Annotated in this window: 16 protein-coding genes; 7 read left to right on the forward strand and 9 right to left on the reverse strand. The window is 37.6% G+C overall.

The features are described 5' to 3' along the window. Positions 1–34 precede the first annotated feature (34 nt). Together BCELL_RS01690 and BCELL_RS01695 are read left to right on the forward strand one after the other, a co-directional pair. Positions 35–412 (forward strand): ArsR/SmtB family transcription factor, encoded by a 378-nt coding sequence (locus BCELL_RS01690; protein WP_013486944.1) that lies wholly within the window; start codon positions 35–37, stop codon positions 410–412. Next, complete coding sequence (locus BCELL_RS01695) at positions 396–2,525, forward strand: heavy metal translocating P-type ATPase (RefSeq protein ID WP_013486945.1); 2,130 nt, start codon at positions 396–398, stop codon at positions 2,523–2,525. The genes BCELL_RS01690 and BCELL_RS01695 overlap by 17 nt, the downstream gene beginning before the upstream one ends. Positions 2,526–3,064: 539 nt before the next feature. Here BCELL_RS01695 and BCELL_RS01700 read toward each other — a convergent pair. Then, the gene (locus BCELL_RS01700) at positions 3,065–3,628 is read right to left on the reverse strand and encodes a flavin reductase family protein (RefSeq protein ID WP_013486946.1); all 564 of its coding nucleotides are present in this window, start codon (positions 3,626–3,628) and stop codon (positions 3,065–3,067) included. Positions 3,629–3,920: 292 nt separating this feature from the next. Beyond that, positions 3,921–4,610, reverse strand: a complete 690-nt coding sequence (locus BCELL_RS01705; protein ID WP_013486947.1) for a GerMN domain-containing protein — start codon at positions 4,608–4,610, stop codon at positions 3,921–3,923. Positions 4,611–4,797: 187 nt separating this feature from the next. On the opposite strand from BCELL_RS01705, the gene BCELL_RS21410 reads away from it, so the two are divergent. After that, positions 4,798–5,916 carry a DUF4097 family beta strand repeat-containing protein gene (locus BCELL_RS21410; protein ID WP_013486948.1) on the forward strand — a complete coding sequence of 373 codons (1,119 nt, stop codon included), beginning with the start codon at positions 4,798–4,800 and terminating at the stop codon, positions 5,914–5,916. Between the two features lie 120 nt (positions 5,917–6,036). Here BCELL_RS21410 and BCELL_RS01715 read toward each other — a convergent pair whose 3' ends face one another. The 3 genes from BCELL_RS01715 to BCELL_RS01725 all read right to left on the reverse strand — a co-directional run bounded on the left by BCELL_RS01715 (position 6,037) and on the right by BCELL_RS01725 (position 9,308). After that, positions 6,037–6,987 (reverse strand): glycine betaine ABC transporter substrate-binding protein, encoded by a 951-nt coding sequence (locus tag BCELL_RS01715; protein ID WP_013486949.1) that lies wholly within the window; start codon positions 6,985–6,987, stop codon positions 6,037–6,039. A gap of 229 nt (positions 6,988–7,216) precedes the next feature. After that, positions 7,217–8,119 carry an ABC transporter permease gene (locus tag BCELL_RS01720; protein WP_013486950.1) on the reverse strand — a complete coding sequence of 301 codons (903 nt, stop codon included), beginning with the start codon at positions 8,117–8,119 and terminating at the stop codon, positions 7,217–7,219. Next, positions 8,112–9,308 carry a quaternary amine ABC transporter ATP-binding protein gene (locus BCELL_RS01725; RefSeq protein ID WP_013486951.1) on the reverse strand — a complete coding sequence of 399 codons (1,197 nt, stop codon included), beginning with the start codon at positions 9,306–9,308 and terminating at the stop codon, positions 8,112–8,114. Before BCELL_RS01725 ends, BCELL_RS01720 begins: the two co-directional genes overlap by 8 nt. Before the next feature lie 380 nt (positions 9,309–9,688). Between BCELL_RS01725 and BCELL_RS01730 the strand changes: the two genes are divergently transcribed. The 3 genes from BCELL_RS01730 (at position 9,689) to BCELL_RS01740 (ending at position 12,687) form a co-directional block, all read left to right on the forward strand. Further along, a complete protein-coding gene (locus tag BCELL_RS01730) occupies positions 9,689–10,249 on the forward strand; it encodes a GbsR/MarR family transcriptional regulator (RefSeq protein WP_013486952.1) in 561 nt (186 codons plus the stop codon). 642 nt (positions 10,250–10,891) lie between these two features. Continuing rightward, positions 10,892–11,434 carry an RNA polymerase sigma factor SigX gene (gene sigX / locus BCELL_RS01735; protein WP_013486953.1) on the forward strand — a complete coding sequence of 181 codons (543 nt, stop codon included), beginning with the start codon at positions 10,892–10,894 and terminating at the stop codon, positions 11,432–11,434. Next, positions 11,431–12,687, forward strand: a complete 1,257-nt coding sequence (locus BCELL_RS01740; RefSeq protein ID WP_013486954.1) for a hypothetical protein — start codon at positions 11,431–11,433, stop codon at positions 12,685–12,687. The genes sigX and BCELL_RS01740 overlap by 4 nt, the downstream gene beginning before the upstream one ends. A gap of 342 nt (positions 12,688–13,029) precedes the next feature. Here the strand turns inward: BCELL_RS01740 and mgtE are convergent, their stop codons facing one another. The 4 genes from mgtE to BCELL_RS22330 all read right to left on the reverse strand — a co-directional run bounded on the left by mgtE (position 13,030) and on the right by BCELL_RS22330 (position 17,778). Beyond that, complete coding sequence (gene mgtE, locus BCELL_RS01745; RefSeq protein WP_013486955.1) at positions 13,030–14,406, reverse strand: magnesium transporter; 1,377 nt, start codon at positions 14,404–14,406, stop codon at positions 13,030–13,032. Positions 14,407–15,433: 1,027 nt separating this feature from the next. Next, the gene (locus BCELL_RS01750; protein WP_013486956.1) at positions 15,434–17,134 is read right to left on the reverse strand and encodes a b(o/a)3-type cytochrome-c oxidase subunit 1; all 1,701 of its coding nucleotides are present in this window, start codon (positions 17,132–17,134) and stop codon (positions 15,434–15,436) included. Next, positions 17,134–17,604 (reverse strand): cytochrome c oxidase subunit II, encoded by a 471-nt coding sequence (locus tag BCELL_RS01755; protein WP_013486957.1) that lies wholly within the window; start codon positions 17,602–17,604, stop codon positions 17,134–17,136. Before BCELL_RS01755 ends, BCELL_RS01750 begins: the two co-directional genes overlap by 1 nt. Positions 17,605–17,625: 21 nt before the next feature. Beyond that, the gene (locus BCELL_RS22330; RefSeq protein ID WP_013486958.1) at positions 17,626–17,778 is read right to left on the reverse strand and encodes a hypothetical protein; all 153 of its coding nucleotides are present in this window, start codon (positions 17,776–17,778) and stop codon (positions 17,626–17,628) included. A 438-nt stretch (positions 17,779–18,216) separates the two neighbouring features. On the opposite strand from BCELL_RS22330, the gene BCELL_RS01760 reads away from it, so the two are divergent. Continuing rightward, positions 18,217–19,275: an ABC transporter ATP-binding protein gene (locus tag BCELL_RS01760; protein ID WP_013486959.1), complete on the forward strand. Its 1,059-nt coding sequence runs from the start codon at positions 18,217–18,219 to the stop codon at positions 19,273–19,275. Positions 19,276–19,511: the final 236 nt, after the last annotated feature.

A 19,511-nucleotide genomic window follows, 5' to 3' on the forward strand; every position in this document is an offset into this window, starting at 1 on the left:
AACCATCATTTGAATGTTGTTTGGAGGAAATAAAATGGCAAAAGACGCGTGTGATATTTATTGCTTTGATGAAGAAAAGGTAGGTCGTTTAAAAGTAGAAATGAAAGAGGAGGAAATTACTGATACGAGCAATATTTTTAAAGTGCTTGCTGACCCTACTAGATTGAAGATTGCATATTCCCTCACATTAGAGGAAGAACTTTGTGTATGTGATATCGCAAACGTCATTCAGTCATCTACAGCAACAGCCTCTCATCACTTACGCTCATTGAAGAAGCAAGGATTAGCAAGACATCGTAAAGAGGGAAAGCTTGTTTTCTATCGTTTAGATGATGATCATGTAAAGCAATTAATTAAAATTGCTTTTGATCATCAACGAGAGGGGAAAATGGAGGATGACGAAACAAAATAGTGAGCAATTTGTCGTTCAAGGGTTTACGTGCGCTAATTGTGCCGCACGATTTGAAAAAAACGTAAAGAACATTTCAACTGTCGATGATGCAACAGTCAATTTTTCTATTGGAAAAATAAAGGTTGATGGAGAAGTAACGATAGAACAACTAGAAGAAGCAGGTGCTTTTGAGAATTTAAAGGTGAGAAAAGAAAGTGAATCGGCTGAGCCGCAACAACCTTTTTGGAAAAAAAGAGAAAATATCCTTGTCTATTTTGCTAGTATACTTGTCATTACAGGCTGGAGTCTTGTGTTTTCTTACGGCGAAGGGCATCTATTAACAATCGGCGTCTTTTTAATTGCAATAGTGATTGGTGGATACCGCTTATTTTTACAAGGGTTAAAAAACCTTTTTCAGCTACAATTTGATATGAAAACTCTAATGACAATTGCGATTATCGGAGCTGCCATTATTGGTGAGTGGGGGGAAGGAGCACTTGTCGTCATCTTATTTGCGATAAGTGAAGCGTTAGAGCGATATTCAATGGAAAGCGCGCGAAGGTCTATTCGCTCCTTAGTCGATGTGACACCGAAGGAAGCGACTGTCGTAAGAGATGGACTTGAATCTACTATCCCTGTGAAGGAAATCAAGGTAGGAGATCACATTATCGTAAAGCCTGGCGAAAAGCTAGCAGTTGATGGTGTTGTCACGAAGGGGACATCTGCAATAAATGAAGCGAGTATAACAGGTGAAAGTATACCGCAAACAAAACAGGCTGGAGACAATGTTTATGCTGCGACACTAAATGAAGAAGGTGTGCTTGAAGTCAAAGCTACAAAAGAAGTGAATGATACGACGATAGCAAAAATTATCCATTTAGTAGAAGAAGCACAAAACAATAAAGCACCAGCACAGCAATTTATTGATCGTTTTGCAACATATTATACACCTGCAATAATGCTATTAGCACTATTAGTTGCGGTTGTTCCTCCTCTCCTTTTTTCAGCAAGCTGGGAGCAATGGATTTACTTAGGTCTTGCAACACTTGTTGTCGGCTGTCCATGTGCACTTGTTATTTCGACCCCAGTCGCGATCGTTACAGCAATTAGTAACAGTGCAAAAAAAGGGATTCTAATAAAAGGTGGTATATATTTAGAAAAAGCTCGTGCTATTGATGTCATCGCATTTGATAAAACCGGCACGCTTACGAGAGGTTTTCCAGAAGTGACTAATATCGTTGGGCTATCTGTTGAAGAGAAAGACGTGCTAGCACACGCCTATGCGCTGGAAAAACACTCGCAGCATCCGTTAGCAAAGGCAATCGTGAGAAAAGCAGAAGCACATCTAAAAAGCGAAGATTATCAAGAAATGGTCATTGAAGATACTAACTCATTAACAGGAAAAGGTGTTAGTGCAATCGTGAATGGGAGAATGATGTATGTAAGTAGCCCAGCGTATGTTAATGAGAATTACCCAACCCTCATAACAAATGCACACGTAAATGAAATTACGAAGCTGCAAAATGAAGGGAAAACAGTTGTAGTAGTTGGTTCCGAGGAAAAAGTGTTTGGACTAATTGGATTACGAGATGAAGTCAGACCAAACGTAAAAAAAATAGTAGCAAAACTAGGAAAAGCAGGCGTGAAGCATATAGTGATGTTAACTGGTGACAACAAAGCTACAGCAAGTGCCATTGCTCGTGAAGCGGGAGTAACCGAAGTACACGCTGAGTTACTACCAGAAGAAAAACTACAACATATTAAAAATTGGATCGAAAATGGCTATCGAGTTGCCATGGTTGGAGATGGAATGAATGATGCGCCAGCCTTAGCATTGGCTGACGTAGGAGTGGCAATGGGCACAATAGGAACAGACACTGCTTTAGAGACAGCCGACATTGCTCTTATGGGAGACGACCTTGAAAAGCTTACTGACTTGAAGCTCTTGAGCAAAAAGACAATGCAGATCATTAAACAAAATATTGTATTTTCACTTGGACTTAAAGCCGTGGCACTTTTACTCGTTCCTTTTGGCTGGCTAACACTATGGATAGCCATTTTTGCGGATATGGGAGCAACTTTACTCGTCACTTTTAATAGCTTACGTTTGTATCGGATAAAAATGAAAGAGTGAGAAGAAAAGAATGTAGGAGTAATTTAGGCGTGATTGTGAGGTGTCAGAAGCGGGCGTTGAAACGAGAAAAAGTGAGTGTCGAATAAACAGACTTTAAAATCCCGTTAGAGCAAGATTCAATAACTAAGTGTCGAATAAACAGGGTTTAAAATCCCGTTAGAGCGGGATTCAATAACTGAGTGTCGATTAAACAGGGTTTAAAATCCCGTTAGAGCAGGATCAATAACTAAGTGTCGATTAAACAGGGTTTAAAAGCCCGTTAGAGCAGGATTCAATAACTAAGTGTCGATTAAACAGGGTTTAAAATCCCGTTAGAGCAGGATTCAATAACTAAGTGTCGAATAAACAAGGTTTAAAAGCCCATTAGAGCGAGATTCATAATCTGAGTGTCTAATAAACTGGTTTTAACACCCATTGCGCAAAATACAATAACGCGTGTCATAGCGCTTGAATAAAATGAGAAACAAGCTAAAACATCAATGACACGCGTCAAACCAACGAATAAAGCAGCCCATCAAATTCATGGCTATATAAGATGATTACTCCTTATCCAAACTAACTTCTTTCACTGTTGTGGATTGATTAGCGATGATATATTTCGACTGCCCCAAATAAATCGGTAGCTCAACAGCACTAAAGTTTGGTAATCCTTTATCAGTAAATTTAGTAGAATCTTTATGAAACTTTGTAATCTTTCCAACAATCCAATCGTGGTCCCCATAAGTTTGCATGTCTATGACCTTACATTCATAAGCAACATAAGCATCTTTCAAAATAGGCGAATTAACTGTTTCGCCTGATTTCCAATCTATTTTTAGTGTTGTAAATTTGTCTCCATTAGCCCCTGTTAACTTACCTGATCCTTCAATATAATGTGCAAATTCGGCAGGAATGAAATTAATAGCAAACGATTCACTATTTTTAATGAGGTGATGAGTAAACCGCTCTTTAGCGACTGCAACACCATAAATAGCGGGATCATAGGATATGTAGGAATGCCAACCAGCAGCCATAATATTTTGCGTACTTTCATGCTTTGCTGTCACTAAAGCAACTAGTCCAGGATAGCAATGGAGTACAGTTTTGTCAGTACTTTGTAACATGAGAAAAACTCCCTTCGATGATATAAATCTCATAACAATAAGTATAGTAGAAATTTCGTCTACACGCACACAGAACTATGAACATCATCCGACAATTAATACAGAAAGAAGAGGTTGTCCAAAAAGCTATTATTAATTTTGACAATGGCTCCACTCACCGCGCGACCACTATAAAAAAAACCACTTATAGTGGTCTTTAAGGGATTGCGGCGGTTACGCACATAGCTTAGAGGTTGACTCAAAAGGTAAAAATCGACCTTTTGAGTCAACCTCTTTAGAAAAATTGTAGAGATTATTCTACGACTTCATAGTCTTCTGGGTTTCCAGCAGTAAATGGTTCACTTGTATCCATATGTCCTAAAAACGACTCATGAACTTCCCCACCGATTAAAATTTGTGTCTTACCAACACCAAATTGCTTTGCGATGAGTGCAATTTGCTCAATTAACATCAGTTCACCAGATGACCCAAGGTTAGCTTCTAAAATGTTTTCTGAGAAGGAAACATAAGCAACATCATCTTCAAAAGTAACAGATTGCACAGTTGTCGTTTCGGGTAGAAGGCTAACTAAGTTTTCTTGAAGTGGCCCAGCAGTCCAAAGTTCATATGCATTTTTTGCACCTTCTTCATTTGCAGGAACAGAAACATCGGTATTCACGCGATACATTTCCATTAATTGATCGTCAGAGAAATAAAGTACTACGTTATCAACCATTTCCACATCATCTGTTTGTGTAGCAGTTTCATCATCTTCCCTTAGCTGACTATCTGCTTCTTCTTCCTCTTTATTGTTATCTTCTTCATTCTCAATACCTTCATCGAGATTGTCAGTTGTGTCATCTTCGACTATTTCTTGTTCCGTATCATCTGCTCCTGAGCGGTCGATAGGTGTCGTATTATCATTTTCTTCCCCTTGCCCACACCCTGAAAGAGATAAAGTAATGACAAAGCTTAGAAGCGTACCAAAGAATATTTTCTTCATAATAAAAGACCTCATTTCGTGTATTGTACTTTGTTAGTCGATGTTAAAATAAAAACGTTACACAAAATTTTAACATAGAACTAGAAAGAAGGTTAATGTGATTATACTTTTTATAGAAAAGTAGATACTTTTTTGAAGAAATAGCGTTTAATTAAAGTAACGAATATTTTGGAAAGGTGGAGAAACGGTGGGAGGTTACAAGGTTGGTAAGGTGACATTAGGATTCTTTCTTATTTTTATTGGAGTTGTATGGATAGTTCAGCAATTAATAGGGGCTTCACTGTTAAAATATGTCATGACATATGGCTGGTTTATTATACTTATTATCCTCGTATTAGAGTATGCGAATAAATATTTTAATAGAGTAGAAGAGAAGAAGATATCGTTTGATGGTTTTTCAGTGAGTGTGCTTTTTATTTTCATGCTGATTAGTGGAGGGATATTTTCGGTTCAAAAAACAGGAGTTGTTGATGTGTTCTTTTTTCTCGGACCGGAGAATTCAATTGAAATTGAAGAGGAATATGAAGTTGACGATTTAAATCTCTTTTTAATGGAATATGTTAATGGTTCTATAGAAGTCGTTGGGGAAGATACATCAACGGTACATATCGAAGGAAAAGTGACATCTCGTCATTATGATGAATCAGGTATTGCAGAGAACTTTGAAAAAGCGAGAAAAGTAGAAGAAGGGGAAGGTAGCTTTGAGTATGTCGTGAAAGAGTCTTCGTCTATTTTTTCATCAAATAGAAACCATTTAACGATTGAGTTTGTGATTACGGTGCCGAAAGAGGCTTTATTAGAGATTGAGGCTGTAAATGGTTCTTTAACAGCTTCTCATATTGAAAATGGGGTAAGTTTAAAGACTACTAACGGTGATATTGAAATTAACGATGTTGTTGGTCATGCAACTGTTCGCAGTACAAATGGAAGTTTAAGTTTAGCTAGTATTATAGGTGAAATTGAAGCAGTGACGACGAATGGAAAAATTAGCGTGAAAAATGTAGATGGAAAGGTTCTTGCTAGAGGGACGAACGGTGCTATAGATATAGAGAGTCATCAAGTGGGGGGAGATTGGGAAATAAAAACGACAAATGGAAAAATTTCAATCGACATACCGAAGGAAGCTAATGTTTATATTGAAGGGGAAACGAGCAATGGGTCGGTAGACGGAAATCTTGAGTGGGAGAGGAAATATGCAGGGGAATTAGTGTTAACGAGGAGACAAGGTTCTTCCACGTTAGGCGATGGCACTTACTCCATTATCGTCAATGGAACAAATGGTGGGATAGAGGTAAATACGCACTAATTTTGCCACGTGTAGAAGCGAGAAGAGTACTACTTAAGATGAAGGTGGCAAAATTCCTTCACCATCTTCAAAAAAAGACTTAAAACTAGCTTTTTGACGCTAGTTTTAAGTCTTTATATATTATTCTACTCCTGCAACCCACTCTGCTACTTTTTCTTCGTTAGCTTCAATCCAAGCAGCTGCAGCATCTTCAGCTGATGCTCCTTCTTGAATATCAAGCATAACTTCTTCCATATCAGCAGCAGTCCAGTTAAACTGGTCTAAGATTTGGTATGCACCAGGTAAATCTTCCTGTAAACCTTCGCGTACCATTGTTGCAATGTATTCTGCTTCACCAAAAGAACCTTGTGGATCATCTAAATACTTAAGATCGTAAGAAGCGAATTTCCAGTGTGGAGTCCAACCAGTAACAACGATAGGCTCTTCATTATTAACCGCTTCTCCTAATGCTTGTGCCATTGCACCACTAGAAGATGTTTGAACATCCCAACCATCTAGGTTAGCGTAGTCTTCGTCAACTGCAGTTTCAGCAGCTTGAACAACTCCAGCACCTGGCTCGATACCAGTGATCGTGCTTCCTAACTCATCCGCATATTGGTCTAAGTCTTCGATAGAGTCAATTGTCATATAAGAAGGAACAACTAAACCAATTTTAGCTCCTTCAAGATTTGTTCCTAAGTCTACTAAACTATCGGAATACTCTTCGTAAAGATCACCATGTGTTGCAGGTAACCATGCTGCAACCATACCATCAGCTTCTCCGTTTGCAACAGATTGCCACATAATTGCATTATCGATTGGTGTTAATGTTACATCATATCCTTGATCTGCTAAAACTTGCCCGATGACATGAGTAGATGCAACTTCAGAATCCCACTCTACGTATACTAGCTCGATTTCGCCACCTTCTTCATTAGTTGTAGCTTCATCAGTTGTTTCTTCGCCAGCTGTTTCTCCTTCAGTAGTATCACCTTCAGTAGCATCACCATCAGTGTCAGCGTCGCCACAACCAGCTACTAATAGCGTTAATGAAAGACCTCCTGCAAGGCCAAGACGTTTCCAGTTTAACATAACGTAATTCTCCCCTTTGTTTGTAATATGTTTTATATTTGGACTTTTCATGAAGAAAAGGAACCCACTTAGTTAAAGAACGTGTTCAAAAAGTAATTTGAAATGGCTGCGCTCGCTGCGCGCTTGCTAGGAGAGTGCCACTCCCTAGCAAACTTTAAAAACAGCATCAGCCTCACTATCTTCAGCCTGTTCAAAAAGCTCAATAATGGAGCTTTTTGAATGGATAAAATTAATTCTTTTTTGTATTCACGCTTTGCGTCAATCTATCAATAATGATGGCAAGAATAACAATCCCTATCCCTGCTACGAAACCAGGTCCAACCTGGGCGCGCTGTAGCGCAGATAATACTTCTCTTCCTAAGCCTTTCGCACCGATCATCGATGCGATAACGACCATGGAAAGTGCGAGCATAACTGTTTGGTTTATACCAGCCATAATCGTTGCTCTTGCCATTGGTAGCTCCACTTTAAATAGTTTTTGAGAACCTGTGCTACCAAAAGCATCAGCTGCTTCAACGAGTTCTTTTGAAACTTGGCGAATACCAAGGTTTGTAAAGCGAATTGTTGGTGGTGTTGCAAAGACTAGAGATGCAAAGACACCAGGTACCATACCGATACTAAAGAAAGCAACAGCAGGTAGTAAATATACGAATGCAGGCATAGTTTGCATAAAGTCTAATACTGGCTTAATAATTGCTTCAGCCGTATTGTTTTTAGCCATTAAAATCCCGATTGGAACACCGATAATCACCGATAAAATACTTGCGTTTAAAACTAAAGTGAATGTATACATCAACTCTTCCCATAAGCCTTGGTTATGAATAAGCCAAAGACCTACAATAGAAAATGCTGGAAGTCCAAACTTTCTACCTGTAAGGAAATAAGCAATAACAGCAACTACTAAAATCGTAATAATAGGTGGTACACTATAAATTAGTTCTGCGGTCCACTCCATAAAAGTACTGTAATGAACACGAATCGGTGTGAAAATAAACGAGAATGTACTCGTAATCCAATCAATTGTATTTTTTGTTCCTTCTGCAATAGGAATTGCTGGAACGAGTTCAAAATTAACAAGTCTTACAATAAAATCGAGAACTGTATTGATATAGTCACGAATTGTATCAAACATTGAACTTCACCTCACCATCTCCAGCTAGTGCTGCGATTACTGCACCACGTACAATAATTCCAACAAGCTTGTTGTTATCGATGACTGCTACTGGGATAGGTGAGTCATGAATAATATTGAAAATATCGTGCATTGGTGTGTCTTTTTCTACTTTAGGAATATTGTTATGCAAAATCTCACTTAAATTAGTAATCCCATTCTTTTTGGCAGCAGAAGCATCATCTGCTGTAATATAGCCTTTTAAGTTTCGGTTGCTATCGACGACAAACATACTGGATATTCCTTCTTCTCGCATTCTCTCTAGTGCAACACGCGGACCATGTTTATCGATATTCACAGTTTCTGGACGCTTCATAATGTGTTGCGCTGTAAGTACTTTTGAACGGTCAACGTCCTCGACAAATTTTTCAACGTAGTCATTTGCTGGATTGACTAGTATTTCTTCTGGTGTACCAATTTGTACGATAGAACCGTCTTTCATCAGTGCAATTCGATCACCGATGCGTAACGCTTCATCTAAATCATGCGTAATAAAGATGATCGTTTTTTTCATAGAAACTTGCAGGTCTAGTAATTCATCTTGCATATCTTTACGAATCAACGGGTCTAGTGCAGAAAAGGCTTCATCCATTAATAAAACTTCAGGATCGTTTGCTAGCGCACGAGCAAGTCCTACACGCTGCTGCATACCACCAGATAGCTGGTCAGGATATTGATCTTCATATCCTTTAAGTCCAACTAGTTCAAGAGAACTTAGAGCGGTTTTCGTACGTTGTTCTTTATCAATTCCTTGAACCTCTAATCCGTATTCTACGTTTTGTAAAATCGTTCTATATGGAAATAATCCGAACTTTTGAAACACCATACTCATTTTTTTTCGTCTAACTTCTCTTAATTGTTCTTCACTTATGTTTGCAAGGTCCTCATTGTCCACCCATACACTTCCACTAGTAGGTTGAATGAGTCTATTTAACAAACGTACGAGTGTGGATTTACCACTTCCAGAGAGCCCCATAATAACGAATATTTCACCGTCTTGTACTTCGAAAGAAGCTTGATTAACCCCGACGGTTACACCGCATTCTTGAAGGATCTCATTTTTTGACTTACCTTCCTTTAACATGTTTGAAGCTTGTTTTTGCTTTTTTCCAAACAGCTTCGTTAATTTATCAACTTTTATTTTAGCCACTTAAAGCACCTCAATTTTTCTTTATTAACGGCTCCTATTAGCCTCTTGCAATTATTTTGTCGAAACTAACACACACCCTTAACAAAGCATAATTAAAAAAATCATTACATTCTATATATCTAGCTTTCTTGCAAGCTAATGATTTTTTCCGTATGAACGACCTTTTTAACTATAAACTTTTTATAAAATTAGATCAAACCGTATATTTACTCTGAAATGTATAAAAAGTTTGTTCAGAAAAAACTGTACATAAATTACAGGAGGGATACTGTTAAATGCTTTAAAATACTCCTTAATAGTATTGCAACTGTGACTTTCCATTAGAATGGTAGATTTGCTACTATTTATTATAGTTAGTTTATAACTAGAGGAGGCCAACGATGCGTAGCGAGGAAAAGTTACAAAAAGACATAGATGCTCTTGAAGAAGCACGCAATCGTTTTATTACTGAAATCGCAAAGAATATTCATTTATATAATATTACGCCATCTGCTGGTCGATTATACGGCACTGTTTTTTTTGCTGAAGAGCCAATGACACTAGATGAAATGAGTAAAGCGATGGGAATGAGTAAAACGAGTATGAGTACCGGAATTCGTTCTTTACTAGATGCTAATATGGTTGAACGAGTTTGGGAGAGAGGGATCAGAAAAGATCTATATAAGGCAGAGGATGATTGGTATAAATCTTTCTCCAATGTGTTTATAAATAGGTGGCGAAATGCAACTGAATTAAATTTAGATGCAATAAAAGAAACGAAGCAGCTTCATTTAAAACTTCTTAAAGATACTGATAGTGAGGATATTAGAAAAAAAGTGACATTAGATTTAGAAAAATTAGAAGAAGCCGAACAATATTATTATTGGCTAACTAATGTCATTAGTTTATTTGAAACAGGTGAGATTTATGATATCGTCCCAAAGCATAAAAAATCAGACTGAAAATTTTTGTGCCTTAATCTAAGTTCAAGCGATGGCTACATTCGTCGTGCAACCTGAATTATTCTTATAGTGGTTTTTTTTAGAGTATGAATATTAACTTTGGTAGTGGAAAAAATTCTTAATTGCTCCAAAAAGGCTTAAAACTAACTTTGCAAAGCTAGTTTTAAGTCTTTTTTAAAAGAAAGTATAAATTTGGCAGTGGAATTTTATCGCCGTGCGTACTAGCGAGAAGAGCGCTCACTAGTACTTTAAGAGCTACGGCGAAATTCCACTGCTTCTAAGAAAAAACTAAAAACGAGCTTCAGGCTCGTTTTTAGTTTTTTCTTATTTGACACAGCGGATCCGAACATTGTTTAGAGGTTTTCTTCTAATTTAAAAACAACCTTTTGAGTTAACCTGTCCATTTTTTTGTTATAATAAATTATGTACTTCATAGTAAGGGAATGGATATGATGCGAAAGAAAAACTATTTACTAGCAATCTATTTGTTAATTATTGGTTTTATTGGTGCGGGACTATTTTGGTTATGGGCATTGACGAAATAGAAAGATATGCTACTGGTGGCAAACGCAAATAGTTTGGCACCTTTTTGTAACTTATTATCGGAAAAGACGACAAATAGTTTGAGAGGGAGGGAAGATTGTGAGGGAGGAATTTGATCGTTTATACGAAACGTATCACAATACTCTTTTTCAGTATTTATTTTATATGGTACGTAACAGAGAGGTTGCTGAAGAATTAGTTCAAGAAGTCTATATAAAGGTCCTCCATTCATATCAATCGTTTAAAGGTAAAAGTAGCGAGAAAACTTGGCTATATTCTGTTGCAAAACATGTTGGTATTGATTGGATTAGAGGACAAAGTCGCAAAAAGAGAAAAATAGACGGTCAACAATTTGAATGGAGTGAAAGAGAATACGAGATACATGATCATGCACCACTCCCTGAAGAAATTCTCTTGCAAAAGGATGAACTCCAGCAAATATATAAGAAGCTTCAACTATGCTCTGAGGATCAGCAGCAGGTCATTATTTTAAGGTATATACAGAGTTTGAGTATTTCCGAAACAGCAGATGTATTAGGCTGGACAGAGAGTAAAGTGAAAACGACTCAACATAGAGCGATAAAGGCATTAAAAAAGCAGTTAATGCAAGACGATTTTGATGTAAAGGAGGCTAGCGAATGAATAAGAAACGTTGGGATGAGGAAGAGTTAGAGGACCAACTACGCGAGCTTCCTCAGATAAAGGATAGTCAATCAAAAGAAGCGCTATTTCAAGCGATTGAAAAAAAGATGAATGAAGCTCATACAGAAAAGATAAAAGAACCTCGAATAAATAAAAAGCGCACATGGATCTATCCTGTCATAGCTTCATTTGCCGCAGTACTTCTTCTTATACTAATCGTACCGTCATTTATTCATAACGATATGCCTTTAAATGACTTGGCAGGCGATTACGATGATGCTGCAGATTCAGGTGGTCCAGATACTTTGTTTGGTGGAGATGAAAGTGTTGAAGAAGAAATGTTTATCATGGAAGAGCCTGAAGCAAATAATATAAGCGAAAGAACGGAAAGTTCAGCGGATGAAATGCCGGAAACAGAACAAAGTATAGTGCCTATCCCCTACGTACTAGACGTGGCCATCCCGACAGGCAATGGAAATGTTTATCAGCCGATAGGATTTGTTATCGGGGAAATGGTTGCCACTGATGAACTAGGTGCAGGGGATTTACTAGCAAAGATAGAATATGCACTACATTCACCGCATGCTAATTGGGGAATTGAAAGCGTCAGCGAGCAAATTCAATCGATCTCGATGATTGAAGAGGAAAATACTGTTGCGCTAGATTTTTATGAAGATAACCGAATGGCTAGTTTATCAAGTATGGAATCGGAAAGTTTTCGTAATGTGGTGACAGAATACTTCAGTGTGTTAGGTTTTGATTATGTTCAATTTACAGTTAATGGAAATCAAGGATTTGACTTTGGGCAAGAAGGTCGAGAAGTGGAATGGAGTCTCTTATCAGATAACCGTGGTTATTATGTTTACGCCGATGAAGGTGGAGAACGCTACTTATTGAGAGGCGCAAATGCCGAAGAGCCAATATACGAAGATGGTGAACTTATCTCTTTAAGAGCTACGCTTGAAAACATGAAAAATGTAGCTGATAATGCTTGGTACGAACCTGGAATACCAGAAACGGTTTTCTTTGATGATGTAGAGCGAATAGATAACTATGCCATTATTACATTAACAGACGATAGTGCGTTAACGCTTGAACAATTTGACCTTTTCGAAGAAGTGCTTGCACACACAATGCACGATTTCTCTATCGATTACTTTACTATAGAGGGTGGTCCAATAGAGGATATTAAGGAACATAGAACGACAGAAAGGCTTTCGACGAGAACAACACCGAATATAAAATATGACTAATATGTATGTAGGGGAACTCAAAAGGTTAATTTTAACCTTTTGAGTTCCCCTTTAAGTAATGCGCGTCGAGTGGTGTCATTGCCAAAACTTTAATTACTTTTGGGATGGCCTCATTACTGCGTCACCTTTTGTCGTATTGATACATAGTGAAGGTAATGCTGCCAATTATTACGTATGTTTTTACATGAATGGACAATCAACCTTAATTACGTATGTAAAATGGGATAATTCGCACGGAGATGACCTTTATAGGAAGTAAACGTCGAGTTTTGTTTCCCGGGAAATGGTATTTGTAGAAAAGGCATTCTCATATGTCGAATGAGAATGCCTTTTACAATATAGTTATATTAAATAATGAATTAAGCTCGTTGCAATACCGAAGTAGATGAGTAACGAAAAGATATCATTCAAGGTTGTAATAAGGGGACCGGATGCAACGGCTGGATCAATGCCAATTCGATATAAAATAAGGGGGATAATGGTTCCTGACATTGTTCCAATAATCAACGTTGCCAAAAGAGATACACCAACAACAAATCCAAATAGTAAGCTAGATTGCCAAAATGCAGCTACTCCGAGTACGAGTAAACCACATGTTAATCCAATAATAATACCTACTTTAAACTCCCGCCAAATAAGCTTGAGAATAGTCCTCTTTTCTAGTGTGTTCGTGACAAGCCCCCGAACAACGACAGCTAATGATTGAGTGCCAGTATTTCCTGTCATGCCAGCGATCATTGGCATAAAGAAGATGAGAGCGACAACTTGTTCTAATGTTGCTTCAAACCCGTCCAAAATGCTACCAGAGATCAAGCCGATAAATAATAAAAGAATGAGCCATGGAAGGCGTCGAAAGGAAGCGACGCTAGCTTTCGTGTTAAAGTCAATCGATTTCCCAGAAGCAGAGAGCTTTTCAATATCTTCATTTGCCTCTTCAATAAAAACATCAATAACATCATCTACTGTTACGATTCCTTTTAGTTCATTTGAGTTATCAACAACTGGAACAGCTAGAAAGTCATAACGTTGTATAAGTTGGGCTACTTCTTCTTGGTCCATATCGATAGGCACAGAAATGACTCTGTTAAACATGATGTCACCGATTTTTTCATCGATGTTTGCTAAGAGAAGATCACGATACGATACTACGCCAACAAGCTTTTTATTTTCATCGATAACATATAAGTAATAGATGTTTCTTGTTAATTCAGCGAAGGTTTTAAATTTATCTACAGCGTCTCTTACAGTATAATAATCCCTTATCCAAACAAATTCATTTGTCATAATACCACCAGCAGTTTCTGGTGGGTAGCTCATTAACTGCTGAACGGTCTTTGATTCATCTTTTTGCATGGCTGATAAGTATTCATCCAATTTTTCTTCCGTAAGCTCAGCAAGTAAATCGGCTAAATCATCGTTATCCATGATGTCCATCACTTTTGATGATTTTTCAATACCTAGCTTTTGGAGAACTTCCATTTGCATGTCAGAATCTAGTTCCATCATTAAATCAGCAATTTGTTTCGAGTTCATAAAAGTTAGGAATTTAAAATGGTGCTTTTCGGGTAAAGAACGATATAACTCTGCTAAGTCGTATGGATGTAGCTCTTCAAGCAGAGTTTGCAAGGAATCGCGCTTTGCCTCTCTTATATATTTGATTACTAGAACTGTTAACTGGGTTGCATTCATGTGCTCAACACCAACTTCCTCTGAAATCATTCTGCACTTTATTTTATCCTAGTTTAGTGGCTCTTGTTAATGATCATTAAAAAAAATATATTTCAAATTAGTGGCAAGAACACCAATCGATGATAGAAAAAAGGGTTCAAGCGGAAATAGTAAGTAGTTCCGTTTGTGAGGAGAAAAATACAAATATAACCGTAATTCCTAGTCCAAATAGATAGCTAATTGGACTAGGAATTTTTATTGATATAACAAGATTCCCCCTTAATCTAGTCTCTGATTGGCCCCCGAAATATCGTACTAAAAAACAACAGACTAATGCTCATTATTCAATAATTATTTTGTATGCTAAAGTATCTGCTATTTACCTATCTAAAATGATGTTGTATTAGGTGGAAACTAAGTAACCAATAAAGATACATGTAAAAAACCAACTAGACTGGAGTAATCGTTCTTTTTTTTATCTCCAACTAACGCAAGACATCTATTTTCCAAAAACAGCAAGTGCAGTTTTAAATATTAATTTGATAAGGTTAGATTGCTGAAATGAGTTGCGTAAATAAGTGGAGAAATTCCGCTTATATATAAAATAGCAACAAAAATCACTGGAATAGAAGGAGAAATTCCGGCTATTGATTAAAAAGTCGTGAAAATAAGCCATTTTATTTAGCTTAAAGGGAAAAACTCCGTTTATTTAACACTAATCAAACGCAATTCTGGAGCATAAGTGGAAAAACTCCGCTTATTTCAAACTCTCACTACCTCCCCTAAATAAATCATCCCCCCTGTAGTATCAAAGTGAGGGAGTTTAAGGACATTTTTTATAGTGTTAATTTTTAATAAAAAACGAGACAATTTCACATAGTGAAAAAGTCCCGTTTTTGCTGTATCATTTTTAGTTTTCTCCCTCTAAACGGAACTACATGCGGAAATAGCTTGAACCTTTTTAGTAAGACCAGAAAGTTTAAATTTTGCAGTGGAATTTTATCGCCGTGCGTACTAGTGAGAAAACCACTCGCTAGTACTTTAAGAGCTACGGCGAAATTCCACTGCTTCTAAGAAATTACTGTATCAAATAATTAAAGACAGGTGATCCTGGTGGTGCATCAATAATCATATGAATAATTGGGATTGTGTAAGCGAAAAGAATGAGTGCAATAGCTATACCAATCCACAACTTCCAACTTTCTAAAAATCTAGGTGTACTTGGTGTATCGAGCGGATCTGGTGTAACAGGAAATTCCGTTTGTCCTTTAGGTGCTAAAAAGCCAAGGTAAATAAAGTTATAGAACATTAATACACCAGCAGCTGTTAATATTACACCACCGATAGCGACGGTTACATGGCTAGTAAAGATTCCTTCAAACCACTGTAAAGCTTGTGGGTGGTCAATATAAGTCGTGTAGGCGGTACGTCTAGGGGCGCCCAATAGTCCGAGTAAGTGCATCGCACCAGACATTAAGAACATCCCAGTTGCCCATAACCAAGTTTGCACAATACCACATCGGTTTGCGTGCCGATCAAATTTGCGTCCAGTTAAAACAGGGATTAACCAATAAGCCATTCCAAAAAAGGTTAGTAGTACTGTTGTTCCTACAGTTAAATGGAAGTGACCAACTACCCAAAGTGTGTTATGAACAACTGCGTTTAGCTGAAAGCTCGCGTTAATTAACCCTCCTGCACCAGCGGGAATAAAAATAATCATCCCCATAAATGGAGCAAAGAAACGAGCATCCCCCCAAGGTAGCTTTTTAATCCAACTTAATAACCCTTTTCCACCTTTTGCCCGACCAGTTTGCTCAAACGTAGCAAAAATTGAGAAAGCTGTGAGTAAAGATGGAACAACCACTATAAAGGTCAACACTGTTTGGAGATACTTCCAAAACTCACTAATGCCAGCCTCCATTAATTGATGGTGGAATCCGACAGGAATAGAAAATAGTAAAAATAATGCAAAGGCAAGCTTTGCTAACGAGCCGCTAAATAATCTTCCTCCGATTATTTTAGGGATGGATATGTACCAAACCATATATGCTGGCATTAGCCAGAAATAAACGAGAGGATGCCCGAAATACCAAAATAATGTTCGACTTAACACAACGTTTATCTCATCTGTTATACCCATTGCCCAAGGTAAGATAAGAAATAATACTGAAACAGCAACGCCAATAGAAGCTATAAACCAGAGTAAAATAGTAGCTGTTGTCATATAGCCAAAAAGTGGTGTTGGCTTTCCGGGGTTTGCCTTTTTCCACTTAAAAAAGTGAGCTAATAATGCCGTTCCTTCAAGCCATGTACCTACAACGAACAGTACGAGGCCAGCGTAGAACAGCCAATGGGCTTGAAGTGGTGTATAAAATGTATATAAAACGGATGCTTGATTCGTTAAAATCATGAAAGCACAAATAACTGTTCCGAGCGTTAATACGATAAAACCAGCCCATCCTAGTTTTCTTAACCTATCTGAAAAAGCGCCATGTGTTCTGCTCATACCAGCAAAAAAGAAACCGAAGATAATATAGGTCGTAAATACGAGTGCAAGTAAAACACCATGGAGCGTTAATATTTGATAATAGCCTAACCAGCTAGGTAATTCTATCATGCCACCTCGAGCTAATCCTTGTAAAAGTCCACCAAAAACACCAACGATAAACGCAACAAAAGCAATGGAGACGTGAATCATACTTAGTGGTTTTATTTTCGGATCGACTTGCAAGGTGTAATCATCATGTAGGTTTTGTAGCGCTTCATTTGATTGTCCCATTATGGTGTCACCTCGATTCTCATTTGCATATGGTGGTGACCGGTGCCGCAATATTCATTACATATTACAAGGTATTCACCAGGTTCATGAAACGTATGCACCGACATATTCACATGTCCAGGTGTAAGCATGAAATTCACATTAGTACCTGGAATTGTAAAGCTATGAACGACATCGGCACTAGTAACGTGAAACTCTACCGTTGAGCCAACAGGTACTTCTATGACAGAAGGAGAATACCCAAAGGCTTGGCCGATAATGGTAGCTCTATATGTGGTGTCATCAATTTGTTCTAATCCTGGATTCGAGAACATTGGATCATTATTTAAGTTTTGTGGATCTACGGTATGCATATGACTTGGTGGATGGTGCCCCATAGCGAATGCTGATACCCCTAGTATTGTTAGAAATAAAATGAGTGAACTGACTCCGAATATAAGCCAGATTTTTTCATACTTGTGCAAATGCATATAAGTTCCCCCCTTGTTAAGTTAAATTCGAGTAAGAAATAAAATAAATACAATAAACCAAGTGATAACTAAAAATGATCCTAGAAATAAAACAAAAGTAAATGTCCCTTTCAAAGAGCCTTCCTCTTGTTCTGACACAGGTTTATCTTTTTCTTGCAAATTTGGCTTACTCATTATGTGCCCCCTCTCTCCGAATAACTCCCTATTATAAAATGAAGAAAGAATCAACTACTTTAATAAACGAGCCGACACCTTCTATTACCCCCACGCAATAATGATAATAGATGAACGAAGTGTGATGAGAGTCATTTTGTGAATAATTAGTGAAGAATTGTAAAAAATATACAGTTAACATCATGAGTGTGTTGTTAACTGTATAAGGTTTCGGGGAGGGTTAAATAATATTGTCATATTTTATATACAGAAAAGTGTGAAATTTAATGTAACAAACGGTAAGTGGCATTGACGTAAAAAAATGGGCTATGCTATAATCTCTGTAGTAATGAAAATCATTCTCAACTGTTTTTAATAGTTATTAATAAATAAAGTTTATAAATAAAGCAGTTTCATTTATAAAGCAAAACCAACCATGACATACTGGGAGGTAAGTGTATGAGTTTTATAGAATTAAAGAATATAACTAAATATTTTGCAGGGACTTCGAACCCGGCAGTTCATTCATTAAATTTAGGGATTGATAAAGGAGAAATTATTACATTACTTGGTCCTAGTGGTTGTGGAAAAACAACAACGCTTAGAATGATTGCTGGTTTTGAACATCCAACTGACGGCGCCATTGAAATTGACGGAAAACAAATTTTTAATAAGACTCATGCACTCCCTCCTGAAAAAAGAGGAATTGGGATGGTTTTTCAGGATTATGCACTTTTTCCACACATGACGATATTAAAGAATGTGATGTTTGGATTGAATAAATGGAGTGTACGAGAGAAAAAGCAACGGGCAAAAGAAGTATTAGAGCTCGTTGGCTTAGAAGACTTTGCAAATCGTTACCCTACACAACTCTCTGGTGGGCAACAGCAAAGAGTTGCTTTAGCAAGAGCGTTAGCACCAAAGCCGCATGTTGTATTAATGGATGAACCTTTTAGTAATTTGGACGCTGGATTACGTGAAAAAATGCGTTTTGATGTAACGAATATTTTGCGAAAAGCAAACACGACGGCTATTATTGTTACTCATGACCAAAAGGATGCTTTTGCTGTTTCAGATAGGGTAGTTGTAATGAAGGATGGCGTTATCCAGCAAATTGCAGCTCCTAAGGAAATGTACCGTTGTCCTAAAAATTGCTTTGTCGCGCAATTCGTTGGAAAAACGAACTTGCTTACAGGTACGATGGATGATGATCAACGTCATATCCACACACATATTGGAAAGGTGTGTCTTCCTGATCAATGGAAGGAGCATGTTGAGACTGTCAAATTATCGATAAGACCTGAAGGCTGCCAATTAGCAGAACAAGGAGCGTATTGTGGTGTTGTAGAACGTGTTACGTATGGTGGTGAATATCAAGAGCTGTATGTACGCCTTCATAACCAACCAGAGCTTTCGAGTGAACCAATGCTCATTTATGCACCTGTAGAACAAGATGTGGAAATTGGAAGAATTGTATCTTTTGATATAAAACCTGAGTTAATTGCATTAGTTGAATAGTTATAGTAAGTACAGCCGATAGTGGGGGAAATGCCTCATAATTGAGGCACTGAAAAAGTATAAAACAACTTTTTCAGTGCCTTTTATTTGTATTGCAGTCGCTCGCCTGGTAGGAGAAACCCACTCCTATCAGGCTTTTTAACGATTGCGACGGCTACGCACATTGCTTAGGGACACTGAAAAAGTGAAAGAACGCCACTTTTTCAGTGTCCTTTCATTATTGGCTTTTTTGTGTA

The organism is Evansella cellulosilytica DSM 2522 (assembly GCF_000177235.2).
GTDB lineage: Bacteria > Bacillota > Bacilli > Bacillales > Salisediminibacteriaceae > Evansella > Evansella cellulosilytica.